Raw genomic sequence first — 14,778 nt, 5'->3', positions numbered from 1 at the left:
GGGTATTTGAATCATGAAATTAATTAAAAACGGTAAAATTATTAAGAACGGAAAATTGAAAAATACAGATATTTTAATCGAAGGTAAAAGAATTAAAACGATCAGTACTAAAATAGATGCATCATCTGACGATATTGAAGTCATTGATGCTAAAGGAAATTTAATCGCACCAGGATTTGTAGATGTACATGTGCATTTACGTGAACCAGGTGGTGAACACAAAGAGACAATTGAAACAGGTACAAAAGCAGCAGCTAGAGGTGGATTTACTACAATTTGCCCTATGCCTAATACAAGACCAGTACCAGATTCAGTTGAAAATGTAAGAGCGTTAAGAGAAAGAATTTCTGAAACAGCTCAAGTTCGCGTATTACCCTATGCTTCAATTACAACTAGACAAGCTGGTAAAGAGTTAGTGGATTTCGAAGCTTTAGCTAAAGAAGGTGTGTTTGCGTTCACAGACGATGGCGTCGGTGTACAACAAGCGAGTATGATGTACGCTGCTATGAAGCAAGCTGCTAAAGTTAAAAAGCCAATTGTTGCTCATTGTGAAGACAATAGCTTAATTTATGGCGGCGCTATGCATAAAGGTAAACGTAGTGAAGAACTAGGTATTCCTGGTATTCCAAATGTTTGTGAATCAGTTCAAATTGCAAGAGATGTTTTATTAGCTGAAGCAGCAGGATGTCATTATCATGTTTGTCACGTATCAACTAAAGAAAGTGTCCGTGTTATTCGCGATGCTAAAAAAGCAGGCATTCATGTTACAGCTGAAGTAACGCCACATCACTTATTATTAACAGAAAATGATGTTCCAGGTGATGATTCTAATTATAAAATGAATCCACCATTAAGAAGTACAGAAGATCGTGACGCATTATTAGAAGGATTATTAGACGGTACAATTGATTGTATTGCTACAGACCATGCGCCACACGCTAAAGAAGAAAAAGAACAACCTATGACTAAAGCACCATTTGGAATTGTAGGTAGTGAAACAGCATTCCCATTACTATATACACACTTCGTAAGAAATGGGAATTGGTCATTAAAACAATTAATTGATTATTTAACAATTAAACCAGCTACAATCTTTAATCTTAACTACGGAAAACTACACAAAGATAGTTATGCTGATATTACTATTATTGATTTAGAAAATGAAAAAGAAATTAGAAGTGAAGATTTCTTATCAAAAGCTGACAATACACCATTTATTGGTGAGAAAGTATACGGACATCCCGTATTAACTATGATAAAAGGTGAAGTTGTATTTAAGGAGGAAAAATAAATGCTTTCAAAACGTTATCTAGTATTTGAAGACGGTTCTTATTATGAAGGATACCAGCTAGGTTCAGATGAATTATCGATTGGTGAAATTGTTTTTAACACAGCAATGACAGGTTATCAAGAAACAATTTCTGACCCTTCATATACAGGTCAAATTATTACATTTACGTATCCATTAATTGGAAATTATGGAATTAATAGAGATGACTTTGAATCTTTAACACCTACATTAAATGGTGTAGTAGTCAAAGAAGCAAGTACACATCCAAGTAATTTCCGTAATCAAAAGACATTACATGAAGTATTAGTTCAATATCAAATACCTGGTATCTCAGGTGTTGATACTAGAAGTATCACACGTAAAATTCGCCAACATGGTGTATTAAGAGCTGGATTTACAGATAACAAAGATGAAATTGAAAGCTTAGTTGAACATCTTAAAACAACTGAATTACCTAGAGACGAAGTATCAACTGTTTCTACAAAAACACCTTATGTATCTACTGGAGCAGATTTAAGCGTTGTACTTCTTGACTTTGGTAAAAAGCAAAATATTGTACGAGAATTAAATATGCGAGGGTGCAATGTGACAGTTGTGCCATACGACACATCTGCTGAAGAAATATTGAAGATGTCACCAGATGGCGTAATGCTATCAAATGGACCTGGAGATCCAGATGAAGTAGAAGTAGCTATTCAAATGATTAAAGGTATTCTTGGTAAAATTCCATTCTTTGGAATTTGCCTAGGACACCAATTATTCGCATTATCCCAAGGTGCTAAATCATTCAAAATGAAGTTTGGTCATCGAGGCGCTAACCATCCTGTTAAAAACTTAAAAACAGGTAAAGTTGACATTACAAGTCAAAACCATGGTTATTCAATCGATAAAGATTCTTTAGAAAACACTGATTTAGAGGTTACTCATATTGCTTTAAATGATGGAACTGTTGAAGGTTTAAGACATAAGACTTTACCTGCTTTTTCTGTTCAATATCATCCTGAAGCAAGACCAGGCCCAAGCGATTCGAATTATTTATTTGATGAATTTATAACAATGATGAACGAGTTCATAGAAAAGGAGCGTAATGTAAATGCCTAAGCGTAACGATATTCAAACAATTTTAGTAGTAGGATCGGGTCCAATTATTATTGGGCAAGCTGCGGAATTTGATTATGCAGGAACTCAAGCTTGTCTTGCACTTAAAGAAGAAGGATATAGAGTTATATTAGTTAACTCAAATCCAGCGACGATTATGACAGATAAAGAAATTGCAGATAAAGTTTATATTGAACCATTAACACACGATTTTATTGCACGTATTATTCGCAAAGAACAACCCGATGCATTACTTCCTACATTAGGTGGTCAAACTGGTTTGAATATGGCTATTCAATTACACGATAGTGGTGTATTAGCCGCAAATAATGTGAAGTTACTTGGTACTGAATTAGAATCAATTCAACAAGCTGAAGACCGTGAATTATTTAGAACGTTAATGAATGATTTAAATGTTCCAGTACCTGAAAGTGACATCGTAAATACAGTAGAACAAGCTTTTAAATTTAAAGAAGAAGTTGGCTATCCATTAATCGTTCGTCCTGCATTCACAATGGGAGGAACTGGTGGCGGTATTTGCTACAACGATGATGACTTAAAAGAAGTTGTTACCAATGGTCTTCATTATAGTCCTGCTACACAATGTTTAATTGAAAAATCAATTGCTGGATTTAAAGAAATTGAATATGAAGTTATGCGTGATAAAAATGATAATGCAATAGTAGTTTGTAATATGGAGAATATTGACCCAGTTGGTATACACACTGGTGACTCAATTGTTGTTGCGCCAAGTCAGACACTATCAGACGTCGAATATCAAATGCTACGTGATGTGTCATTAAAAGTTATTCGCGCTTTAGGAATTGAAGGTGGATGTAACGTACAACTAGCTTTAGATCCAGATTCATACAACTATTACATTATTGAAGTAAACCCACGTGTATCTCGTTCATCAGCATTAGCATCTAAAGCAACAGGTTATCCAATTGCGAAGTTAGCAGCCAAAATTGCTGTAGGTTTAACACTAGATGAAATGTTAAATCCAATTACTGGAACTTCTTATGCTGCATTTGAACCTACACTAGACTACGTTATTTCAAAAATACCACGTTTCCCATTTGATAAATTCGAAAAAGGTGAGCGTGAATTAGGTACTCAAATGAAAGCAACTGGAGAAGTAATGGCAATAGGACGCACATATGAAGAATCTTTATTAAAAGCGATTCGTTCATTAGAATACGGCGTACATCATTTAGGATTACCAAACGGTGAAAGCTTTGATTTAGACTACATTAAAGAACGTATTAGTCATCAAGATGATGAAAGATTATTCTTTATAGGTGAGTCCATACGTCGTGGAACAACTTTAGAAGAAATTCATGAAATGACTAAAATTGATTATTTCTTCTTAAATAAATTCCAAAATATTATCAACATTGAACATGAACTTAAAGCACATCAAGGTGATTTAGAATACCTTAAATATGCTAAAGATTATGGATTCAGTGATAGAGTTATTGCACATCGTTTTGATATGACAGAAGAAGAAGTTTATCAATTACGAATTGAAAATAATATTACTCCAGTGTACAAAATGGTAGATACATGTGCTGCTGAATTTGAGTCTACAACACCTTATTACTATGGTACTTATGAAACTGAAAATGAATCTATTGTTACTGATAAAGAAAAAATTCTTGTATTAGGATCTGGACCTATTCGAATTGGACAAGGTGTAGAATTTGACTATGCAACAGTTCATGCTGTGTGGGCAATACAAAATGCTGGTTATGAAGCAATTATTGTAAATAATAACCCTGAAACTGTATCAACAGATTTTTCAATTTCAGATAAATTATATTTTGAACCATTAACAGAAGAAGATGTAATGAGTATTATTAATCTTGAAAAACCTAAAGGTGTAGTTGTACAGTTTGGTGGACAAACAGCAATTAACCTTGCTGACAAATTAGCAAAACATGGCGTACAAGTACTAGGAACTTCTTTAGAAAACTTAAACCGTGCTGAAGATAGAAAAGAATTTGAAGCATTACTTCATACTATAGATGTACCACAACCTCAAGGTAAAACTGCAACATCACCAAAAGAAGCGTTAGAAAACGCGCGTAATATTGGATATCCAGTTGTAGTTAGACCATCTTATGTGCTTGGTGGTCGTGCTATGGAAATTGTAGATAGTGATGATGAGTTAGAAAATTATATGACACAAGCTGTTAAAGCTAGTCCAGAACATCCAGTATTAGTTGATAGATATTTAACTGGTAAAGAAATTGAAGTCGATGCTATTTCAGATGGAGAAACAGTTATTATTCCAGGAATAATGGAACATATTGAACGTGCAGGTGTACACAGTGGTGATTCTATTGCAGTATACCCACCTCAAACACTATCTCAAGAAGAAATTAAAACACTTGAAGATTACACAATTAGATTAGCTAAAGGTTTAAATATTATTGGATTAATCAATATTCAATTTGTAATTGCACATGATGGTGTTTATGTTCTAGAGGTAAATCCTCGTTCAAGTCGAACAGTACCATTTTTAAGTAAAATTACTGACATTCAAATGGCACAATTAGCTATGCAAGCAATCATGGGTACGAAATTATCATCTTTAGGCTATAAAGAAGGTATTCAACCGTATTCAGAAGGTGTATTTGTTAAAGCACCAATATTTAGCTTTAATAAACTGAAAAATGTAGACATTACTTTAGGGCCTGAAATGAAATCTACAGGTGAAGTAATGGGTAAAGACCAAACATTAGAAAAAGCGCTATACAAAGGGTTAACTGGTAGTGGATTTGAAGTCAAAGATCACGGTACAGTATTAATGACAGTAAGCAATAAAGATAAAGACGAAATTGTCAAAATTGCACACCGTCTTAATGAAGTAGGTTATAAGATTCTAGCAACTAAGGGGACTGCTGAAAAATTAAAACAAAATAATATACCAGCAGAAGTTGTAGGCAAAATCGGTGGAGAAAATGACTTGCTTACACGTATTCAAAATGGTGACGTTCAAATCGTTATTAACACAATGACAAAAGGTAAAGAAGTGGAAAGAGATGGATTCCAAATTCGTCGTACAACAGTTGAAAATGGTATTCCATGTTTAACATCATTAGATACTGCTAGCGCTTTAACTAATGTTATTGAGAGTATGACATTTACGATGCGAAATATGTAAACTAATTCAATATAATTTAATATTTTGAAACTACATTTTAATTTAGATAAGTTCTTCAATTCTTAGTTATTAGACTTTGATTGAAGAACTTTCAATATAAGGAGTACATAATGAAACAATTACCAATTATTGCATTAGATTTTGAATCTGCAGATAAAGTTAATGAATTTTTAGATCAATTTAATGAACCATTATTTGTAAAAGTTGGAATGGAATTATTTTATCAAACAGGACCTGATTTAATTAAATCAATTAAAGATAGAGGTCATAGTATATTTCTTGATTTAAAATTACATGACATCCCCAATACAGTAAATAAAGCAATGCAAGGGTTAGCAAAATTAGATGTAGATTTAGTAAATGTTCATGCAGCTGGTGGTAAGGCGATGATGGAAGCAGCTATTGAAGGATTACGTCAACACAACAAAGATATAAAAATCATTGCTGTTACTCAATTAACATCAACAACTCAAGAACAGTTAAATAATGAACAAAATATACAAACAACGATTGAAGAAGCAGTTCTAAATTATGCTCGATTGACTCAACAAGCAGGTCTTGATGGTGTCGTTTGCTCACCATTGGAAGCGGAATTGTTAACTAAAGAATTAGGCGAAGATTTTATGAAGGTAACGCCTGGCATTAGACCTCAAGGTGCTGCGCAAAATGATCAAAAACGAATCACTACACCGGAGCAAGCTAAAAAATTAGGATCAACACATATTGTTGTTGGTCGACCAATTACTCAAAGTGACAATCCAGTTGAAAGTTATCAAAAAATAAAAGAAAGTTGGTTAGGTTAAATGGCTAAAGAAATTGCAAAATCACTACTAGATATTGAAGCAGTATCATTATCACCAAATGATTTATTTACATGGAGTTCAGGTATTAAATCACCAATTTATTGCGATAACAGAGTAACATTAGGCTATCCAGAAGTACGAAATGCTATTAGAGATGGTTTAATCAAACTTATTAATGAAAAATTTGAAGACGTAGAAATTATTTCTGGTACTGCAACAGCAGGTATACCACATGCTGCGTATATTTCAGAAAAAATGGAGTTACCAATGAACTATGTTCGTTCGAAAAGTAAAAGCCATGGTAAACAAAATCAAATTGAAGGTGCCAAAAGTAAAGGCAAAAAAGTAGTTGTTGTTGAAGATTTAATTTCTACTGGTGGATCATCAGTAACAGCAGTAGATGCCCTTAAAGAAGCTGGCGCAGAAGTGTTAGGCGTTGTTGCCATATTTACTTATGGTCTAGCTAAAGCAGATGATACATTCAAACAAGCAAAAATTCCTTTTTACACTTTAAGTAATTATAATGAATTGATTGAAGTAGCAAAAGAGCGTGGAGAAATTTCTGAAAATGACATTCAGACTTTAGTTGATTGGAGAGATAACTTATCATAAGATAGGTTTATAGGTGGGATGTAAAATGTTAAAGCAGAAACATGATAATCATCTGTACTCGTCATTAAAACACTGCAATGCATTTTTAAGTCGACGGGAAGATTTTAGAAATACAACTCAACTCGATGTCCAAGAAAATGAAAGTACAGTATCCAAATTTCAAAAAGAAATGAATTATAATGCTTTTGAACATACAAGTGATATTTTCAAAAAAGCAAAGGAAAACTTACGTACTAAAGGTGAATTGTAGTCCGAAATAATGATTTAAACTACATGATTATTAATTTAAAAGCAATGAATTAAAAAAACGGCGATTAGTCAATGTTTGTACTGAACCCTAAAGTTGTACTAAAAATCTAACTTTATAAGGGCACATCAGTTTAACAACACTCTAACGCCGTTTCTTTTTTATATTACTTTAACGAATAAATAATTTAGTTAATAGCCATCCAATTAGTAAAACAATTACTAATATCAATAGAGGAATAAGTAAATGTGTCATATTATGGCCTCCTTTTCACTTAATTTAATTTTAACCGTTCAAACATATAAGTCAAAATTAAAAAACTACATCTAACAAAAATATTATAAATAGCTAAAATCTTAAAAGTGGGTATAGTCAACAAAATTAAGACACGCATGTTAAACTATGGATAAGTATTGATAATAATTTAAACAACACTTATAGGGGGATTAAAATGGAAATACCAAAAATAACGACATTTTTAATGTTTAATGATCAAGCAGAAGAAGCAATTAATTTATATACAAGCTTATTTGAAGATAGTGAAATTATAACGATGGTTAAATATGATGAAGATGGACCTGGAACACCTGGAACTGTTCAACATTCGATATTCACACTAAATGGTCAAGTTTTTATGGCTATTGATGCAAACAATGGAGAAGAATTACCAATGAATCCTGCAATGTCACTTTATGTCACTGTTAAAGATACAATGGAAATGGAAAGACTTTTCAGTGGACTAAAAAAAGAAGGCGCTATTTTAATGCCTAAAACTGAAATGCCACCATATCGCGAATTTGCATGGGTACAAGATAAATTTGGTGTCAGTTTCCAACTTGCATTACCAGATAAGCACTAACAAAATATTTATATAATTAAAAAGGACTGGTTACGTGTCATATATTGTGCTGAAATCCATAAAGTTAGATTTTAAGTCTAACTTTTGGGGTGCACTTCATATATGCGTAATCAGTCCTCTTTATATTTAAATTAAGTTAAACTTTCAGATTTCATATGTTGAATATGATCATAATCTGGAGTTGCATATAAAGTTTTTTGCTTGTCATAAGTGACAAATCCTGGTTTTGCACCAGAAGGTTTATGGACATGTTTTATTTCGGTATAGTCAACAGGAATTTGACCTGAATTTCCAGCTTTAGAGAAGTAACCAGCGAGCATAGCCGCTTCTTTAATAGTTTCTTCTGAAGGTGAATCATTTAGAATAACAACATGCGAACCTGGGATGTCTTTCGTATGGAACCATATATGATTTTTCTGTGCTTTTTTATTAGTGAGATAATCATTTTGTTTATTATTTTTACCTACTAATATCGTATCTCCATCTGTTGAAAGATAAGATTGAAGCTGTATTTTAGCATTTTTCTTTTTCTTAACATTTTTACGCTGTTTCATAAATCCTTGATCTGCTAATTCGTCACGAATATCATCGATTTCATTTACCGTTATATGTTCTAATTGCTGTTCAATACCAGTGAAATAGTCAATGTTTTCTTTAGTTAACTGAATTTGACGTTGAAGTTCATGTTCACGCGTTTTCATACGATTGTATTGTCTATAATAATATTGTGCATTAACAGAAGGGGATTTCGTTGGATTCAAGGGAATTGTAATCTCTTCATTATTATAATAATTGAGTACTGTTACAGATTCGTCTCCTTGATTTATACGATAAATATTTGCTGTTATTAATTCCCCATATAATTGATAATTATCTTTATCTTTAGTTCCTTCATATTCATGCATGAGTTTGCTTAATTTGTTTTGATATTTATGAAGTTGTTGTTGCACAAAACGCACTAAATCATTAGCACGTTGTTTGACGCGCTCACGTTCTCCTCGTGCATCATAATAACGATCTAATAAATCATTTAAAGAGTCATAAGTTACTATATCATCATAAAATTGATTTAAAGTCATGAAGTAAAAATCTTCTTTACCAGATTGATGATTTTTATGAAATACAGGGGTAGGTGTTTCTAGTGTCTCAGCCATGACTTCATCATATGCTTCAGGTAAAGTCTCGGGCGTCATAAACTGACGACGATTAACGATTTCATTTGTAATTAACGGGCTAAAACCTTCGAAAGTATTTAACAGTTGTTTAGCAATTTTACCTGCATTGAAATCAATATGTTTTAATGCTTCAGAACCTGACACTTCATAAGGGTTTAACTTATGTTGAGTTGGAGGGGCTTCATATTGGAAACCAGGCATTACTGTACGATATTGGTTTGTATTAGGTGTAAGATGTTTAAATCCTTCGATGATTTTTCGATTTTCATCAACTAATATTAAATTACTATGTTTACCCATAATTTCTAATATAATCGTTCTATACATAGTATCGCCGATTTCATCTTTACTTTGTACATCAATTTCTACACGTCTATCATTACCAATTTGACGAATAGCTTTAATAATGCCACCTTCTAGATGTTTACGGAAGACACGAGCAAACATAGGTGGGTCGAATGGATTATCATATTTTTTATTCGTTAATTGCAACCTTGAAAAGCTTGGATGTATAGATAAAAGTAGTTGATGATTTTGACGGTTTTGGCGTACAACAATAATTATCGTATCATTTTCGGGTTGATTAACTTTATGGATGCGTCCTGTAACTAAATCTTGTAAGGAATCAACCATCTGTTTTGTAAATAGGCCATCATATGCCATTGATATCTGCCACCTTCTTGTTATTCATTCTCATTATTGTAACATGCATCATTCGTACGGTCATGATTCTTGTTTAATTTAACTTATTATGAAAAATGTATAATGAGTCGCTAAAAGTATCTCTATACAATTTCAAGTGCAATATGATATCATATTTAAATAATAGAAGAATAGCTTAGAAAGGTCGTAAGGCATGGATAATGAAAAAGGATTGTTAATAGTTCTTTCAGGTCCTTCTGGTGTAGGTAAAGGAACTGTTAGAAAGAAAATATTTGAAGATCCCAATACTTCGTATAAGTATTCTATATCGATGACTACTCGTAGCATGCGCGAGGGTGAAATTGATGGTGTAGATTACTTCTTCAAAACAAAAGATGAATTTGAAGCATTAATTAAAGATGATCAATTTATTGAATATGCCGAGTATGTAGGTAATTACTATGGTACGCCTGTTCAATATGTTAGAGATACGATGGACCAAGGACATGATGTATTTCTAGAAATTGAAGTCGAAGGTGCAAAACAAGTTAGAAAGAAATTCCCTGAAGCATTATTTATTTTCTTAGCTCCACCAAGTCTAGATGATTTAAGAGATCGTTTAGTAGGTAGAGGGACAGAATCAGATGAGAAAATTCAAAGTCGTGTTAGCGAAGCACGAAAAGAAGTAGAAATGATGAATTTATATGATTATGTTGTGGTTAACGATGAAGTAGAGTTAGCCAAAAACAAAATTCAATCAATCGTCGAAGCTGAACACCTTAAACGTGAAAGAATAGAAGCTAAATATAGAAAAATGATACTGGAGGCAAAAAAATAATGTTAAATCCACCTTTAAACCAATTAACAGGTAAGATTACATCTAAATATCTTATCGCTACTACTGCTGCAAAAAGAGCTCGTGAATTAGATGAAAAACCAGAAACAGCTTTAGAAAGTAAATACATTTCAGCTAAACCTGTTGGTAAAGCACTAGAAGAAATTGCTGATGGTAAAGTTTCACCAGTTATTCCTAACGAATTTTTAGGATAATCACATTAAAATAAATGTACACACCTTTTTTGAGATATGTTATTACATGAGTTGTAATGAATATATCACTTATATAAGGTGTGTTTTTTTAATATCATTGATAATTTGTGTATAATTAATATAAATTTGAATAACATCTTGTTGAATAAACAAACGAGCAAAGTTCTAATCAGGGAAATAAATTGATTGAATTGAAAATGTATTTAAGGAGAACACAATAATGAAACATATTTTATTAGCGGTTACGGGCGGTATAGCTGCATATAAAGCTATAGATTTAACTAGTAAATTAACTCAAGCAGGTTATGAAGTACGTGTGATGTTATCAAATCATGCACAAGAATTTGTTACACCATTAGCCTTTCAATCTATTAGTAAAAATCCAGTTTATACAAATACTTTTAAAGAAGAAAATCCTCAAGAAATCCAACACGTTGCACTTGGCGATTGGGCAGATGTTATTATCGTAGCGCCAGCGACTGCAAATACAATTGCAAAGTTAAGTGTCGGTATTGCAGATGATATGATAACGTCAACTTTATTAGCAACAGAAACTCAAACATTTATTGCTCCAGCTATGAATGTACACATGTACGAAAATAAACGAACACAGCATAATATAAAGACTTTAAAAGCTGATGGGTACCAGTTTATAGAACCTGGGGACGGTTATTTAGCGTGCGGATATGTTGCAAAAGGACGCATGGAAGAACCTTTACAAATTGTGTCAGTCATTAATCAATACTTTGATCTAAATGAGACACAAATTGAAAGTTCATTTAAAGGTAAAAATGCTCTTGTTACTGCAGGTCCTACAGTTGAAGTCATCGATCCAGTTAGATTTGTATCAAATCGTTCATCAGGAAAAATGGGATTCGCAATAGCAACTGCATTACAAAAACGTGGTGCTAATGTCACGCTAGTTAGTGGGCCAACCCAATTAGATGATCCTAAAGGTGTGAATGTGATTCGAGTTGAAAGTGCAAAAGAGATGTTTGAAGAAACATTACAATACTATGATACTCAAGATATCGTTATTAAAGCCGCAGCTGTATCTGATTACACTCCATCTGAAGTGTTAGATCATAAAATGAAAAAGCAAGATGGCGATTTAACTGTAAAATTTAAACGTACTCAGGATATTCTTAAGTATCTTGGTGAACATAAACAGGATCAGTATTTAGTTGGTTTTGCTGCAGAAACTCAAAATATTGAACAATATGCTCAAGATAAATTAAAAAGAAAAAATGCGGATGTGATTATTTCCAATAATGTTGGTGATAAATCAATTGGTTTTAATTCAGATGAAAATGAATTAACGATGCATTTTAAAAACCAAGATATGGTCAATATAAAGAAAGGCAAAAAAGTTGAAATTGCTAACGAAATTTTAGACGAATTAGAAACTAGGTGGCAATAATGATAGCAAAGGTTATTGTAGATATACCTTCTAAAAGTGTTGATTTTAAATTTGACTATATTATACCTGAACAATTGCAATCATTCGTTCAAATAGGGGTACGTGTGATAGTACCGTTTGGACCAAGAACAATTCAAGGGTATGTTATGAGTATTCAAGATCAACCTGACGAAGACATTGACTTCAGTAAACTTAAAGAAATCAAAGAGATTCAAGACATCAAACCAGAATTAACACCTGAATTAATTGAACTTAGTGAGTGGCTTAGTCATTATCATTTAACAAAACGTATTTCAGTTTTAGAAGTCATGTTGCCTAATGCAATTAAAGCTAAATATCAAAAAGCGTTCGAAATTGTAAAGGGTAATGACATATCAGAATCTATTTTAAAAAGATTTAATAAAGATGGATATTATTTTTATAAAGATGCACAAAAAAATAACGATTTAGGATATTTAGATGATTTATTAAAGCAACATGTCATTAAAGAAACTACTATCTTATCGCAAAATATTAAAAAGAAAACACAACGTGCTGTTAAAGTAACGGATATAGGTAATCCAGACGAAATTTTAAATAAATTAGAAAAATCAATTAAGCAATATGATTTATATGCTTACTTGTTAGATGAAAGACACCGAGATGTGTTTATCAAAGAATTAGATGAAATGGGATTCTCTAAATCAAGTTTAGATACATTAATTAAAAAAGGTTATTTAGAAAAGTATGACGCTGAAGTTGAAAGAGATCCTTTTGCAAATCGTATTTTTGAGAAAGAAAATAATCGTCAATTAACGAATGATCAACAAAATGCTTTCGATGCGATTAAAGCAAAAATAGATGCAAATGAAGAGAGAACATTTTTATTACATGGTGTCACAGGATCGGGGAAAACAGAAGTATACTTACAAACTATTGAAACAGCATTAAATCAAGGTAAACAGGCTATGATGCTCGTCCCCGAAATTGCTTTAACACCACAAATGGTATTACGGGTTAAACGCCGATTTGGTGATGATGTTGCGGTGTTACATTCAGGTCTTTCAAATGGTGAAAGATATGATGAATGGCATAAGATACGTGATGGTCGTGCACAAGTCAGTGTAGGTGCTCGCTCAAGTATATTTGCTCCATTTAAAAATTTAGGTCTAATTATTATAGACGAAGAACATGAATCTACATATAAGCAAGAAGATTATCCAAGATATCATGCGCGAGATATAGCGCAATGGCGTAGTCATTATCATCAATGTCCAGTCATACTAGGAAGTGCAACTCCAAGTTTGGAAACATATGCACGTGCAGAAAAAGACGTTTATCAATTATTAACATTACCTAATCGTGTTAATAATCAAGCGCTGCCTGCTATTAATATTGTGGATATGCGTGAGGAACTTGCAGAAGGGAACCGTTCAATGTTTTCTTCTACACTTAGACAAGCCATTCAACATTGTTTAGACCATAATGAACAAATCGTACTATTTTTAAATAGAAGAGGATATGCTTCATTTATGCTTTGCCGTGATTGTGGTCACGTACCACAGTGTCCAAACTGTGATATTTCATTAACGTATCACAAAACAACTGATCAATTGAAATGTCACTATTGTGGTTATCAAGAAACGCCACCTAATAAATGTCCTAATTGTGAAAGTGAACATATTAGACAAGTAGGGACTGGTACACAAAGAGTTGAAGAATTACTCCAGCAAGAATTCGAAGATGCAAAAATCATTCGTATGGACGTAGATACAACATCACGTAAAGGTGCTCATGAAAAATTACTTAATGATTTTGAAAATGGTAAAGGAGATATTCTTTTAGGCACACAAATGATAGCTAAAGGATTAGATTATCCTAATATCACATTAGTAGGTGTTCTAAATGCAGATACAATGTTAAATTTACCTGATTTTAGAGCTAGCGAACGCACATATCAACTATTAACACAAGTAGCTGGACGAGCAGGACGTCATGAAAAAGAAGGGCAAGTAATTATTCAAACATATAATCCTGAACATTACGCAATTGAAGATGTTAAGAAAAATGATTATTTAACTTTTTATCAACAAGAAATGAGTTATCGCAAATTAGGTAAGTATCCTCCTTATTACTTTTTAATTAATTTTACAATTTCACATAAAGAAATGAAAAAAGTAATGGAAGCTTCTAAACATATTCATAAAATATTGTTACAACATCTAACTGATCAAGCCCTTGTCCTCGGTCCTTCTCCTGCGGCTTTATCAAGAATTAACAACGAGTACCGCTTCCAAATTCTAGTTAAATATAAAAGAGAACCAGAATTACACAAAGCATTAACATATTTAGATGATTATTATCATGACAAGTATGTTAAAGATAAATTAGCATTAAAAATAGATATCAACCCACAAATGATGATGTAGACAT

The 14,778-nt window shown here is 32.5% G+C and carries 12 protein-coding genes; 11 read left to right on the top strand and 1 reads right to left on the bottom strand.

What is annotated here, in order from left to right; translation table 11 throughout:
• Window positions 1–13 precede the first annotated feature (13 nt).
• The 7 genes from NSQ15_RS07875 (at window position 14) to NSQ15_RS07845 (ending at window position 8,079) form a co-directional block, all read left to right on the top strand.
• On the top strand, window positions 14–1,291 hold the full coding sequence (locus NSQ15_RS07875) for a dihydroorotase (RefSeq protein ID WP_217193847.1): 1,278 nt from the start codon (window positions 14–16) through the stop codon (window positions 1,289–1,291).
• On the top strand, window positions 1,292–2,392 hold the full coding sequence (locus tag NSQ15_RS07870) for a carbamoyl phosphate synthase small subunit (protein WP_017637153.1): 1,101 nt from the start codon (window positions 1,292–1,294) through the stop codon (window positions 2,390–2,392). It begins immediately after the preceding gene.
• On the top strand, window positions 2,385–5,558 hold the full coding sequence (gene carB / locus NSQ15_RS07865; protein ID WP_340747071.1) for a carbamoyl-phosphate synthase large subunit: 3,174 nt from the start codon (window positions 2,385–2,387) through the stop codon (window positions 5,556–5,558). The genes NSQ15_RS07870 and carB overlap by 8 nt, the downstream gene beginning before the upstream one ends.
• A 110-nt stretch (window positions 5,559–5,668) precedes the next feature.
• On the top strand, window positions 5,669–6,361 hold the full coding sequence (gene pyrF, locus NSQ15_RS07860) for an orotidine-5'-phosphate decarboxylase (RefSeq protein WP_340747070.1): 693 nt from the start codon (window positions 5,669–5,671) through the stop codon (window positions 6,359–6,361).
• Window positions 6,362–6,973 (top strand): orotate phosphoribosyltransferase, encoded by a 612-nt coding sequence (pyrE, locus tag NSQ15_RS07855; protein ID WP_340747069.1) that lies wholly within the window; start codon window positions 6,362–6,364, stop codon window positions 6,971–6,973.
• 25 nt (window positions 6,974–6,998) lie between these two features.
• The gene (locus tag NSQ15_RS07850; protein WP_017637149.1) at window positions 6,999–7,223 is read left to right on the top strand and encodes a hypothetical protein; all 225 of its coding nucleotides are present in this window, start codon (window positions 6,999–7,001) and stop codon (window positions 7,221–7,223) included.
• Window positions 7,224–7,671: 448 nt separating this feature from the next.
• A complete protein-coding gene (locus tag NSQ15_RS07845; protein ID WP_017637148.1) occupies window positions 7,672–8,079 on the top strand; it encodes a VOC family protein in 408 nt (135 codons plus the stop codon).
• 131 nt (window positions 8,080–8,210) lie between these two features.
• Here the strand turns inward: NSQ15_RS07845 and NSQ15_RS07840 are convergent, their stop codons facing one another.
• The gene (locus tag NSQ15_RS07840) at window positions 8,211–9,917 is read right to left on the bottom strand and encodes an Rqc2 family fibronectin-binding protein (RefSeq protein ID WP_046466595.1); all 1,707 of its coding nucleotides are present in this window, start codon (window positions 9,915–9,917) and stop codon (window positions 8,211–8,213) included.
• Between the two features lie 193 nt (window positions 9,918–10,110).
• Between NSQ15_RS07840 and gmk the strand changes: the two genes are divergently transcribed.
• From gmk to priA, 4 genes are all read left to right on the top strand, one after another.
• Window positions 10,111–10,734, top strand: coding sequence for a guanylate kinase (gene gmk, locus NSQ15_RS07835; protein WP_017637146.1), 624 nt, complete (start codon window positions 10,111–10,113; stop codon window positions 10,732–10,734).
• A complete protein-coding gene (gene rpoZ / locus NSQ15_RS07830; RefSeq protein ID WP_017637145.1) occupies window positions 10,734–10,946 on the top strand; it encodes a DNA-directed RNA polymerase subunit omega in 213 nt (70 codons plus the stop codon). Before gmk ends, rpoZ begins: the two co-directional genes overlap by 1 nt.
• Before the next feature lie 220 nt (window positions 10,947–11,166).
• Window positions 11,167–12,366 (top strand): bifunctional phosphopantothenoylcysteine decarboxylase/phosphopantothenate--cysteine ligase CoaBC, encoded by a 1,200-nt coding sequence (gene coaBC / locus NSQ15_RS07825; protein ID WP_070451386.1) that lies wholly within the window; start codon window positions 11,167–11,169, stop codon window positions 12,364–12,366.
• Window positions 12,366–14,774, top strand: coding sequence for a primosomal protein N' (gene priA, locus NSQ15_RS07820; protein ID WP_340747068.1), 2,409 nt, complete (start codon window positions 12,366–12,368; stop codon window positions 14,772–14,774). Before coaBC ends, priA begins: the two co-directional genes overlap by 1 nt.
• Window positions 14,775–14,778 lie beyond the last annotated feature (4 nt).

This window comes from Staphylococcus sp. FSL W8-0774 (genome assembly GCF_038006785.1).
Taxonomy (GTDB): domain Bacteria; phylum Bacillota; class Bacilli; order Staphylococcales; family Staphylococcaceae; genus Staphylococcus; species Staphylococcus pasteuri.
This window is presented reverse-complemented; position numbering and strand designations above follow the sequence as displayed.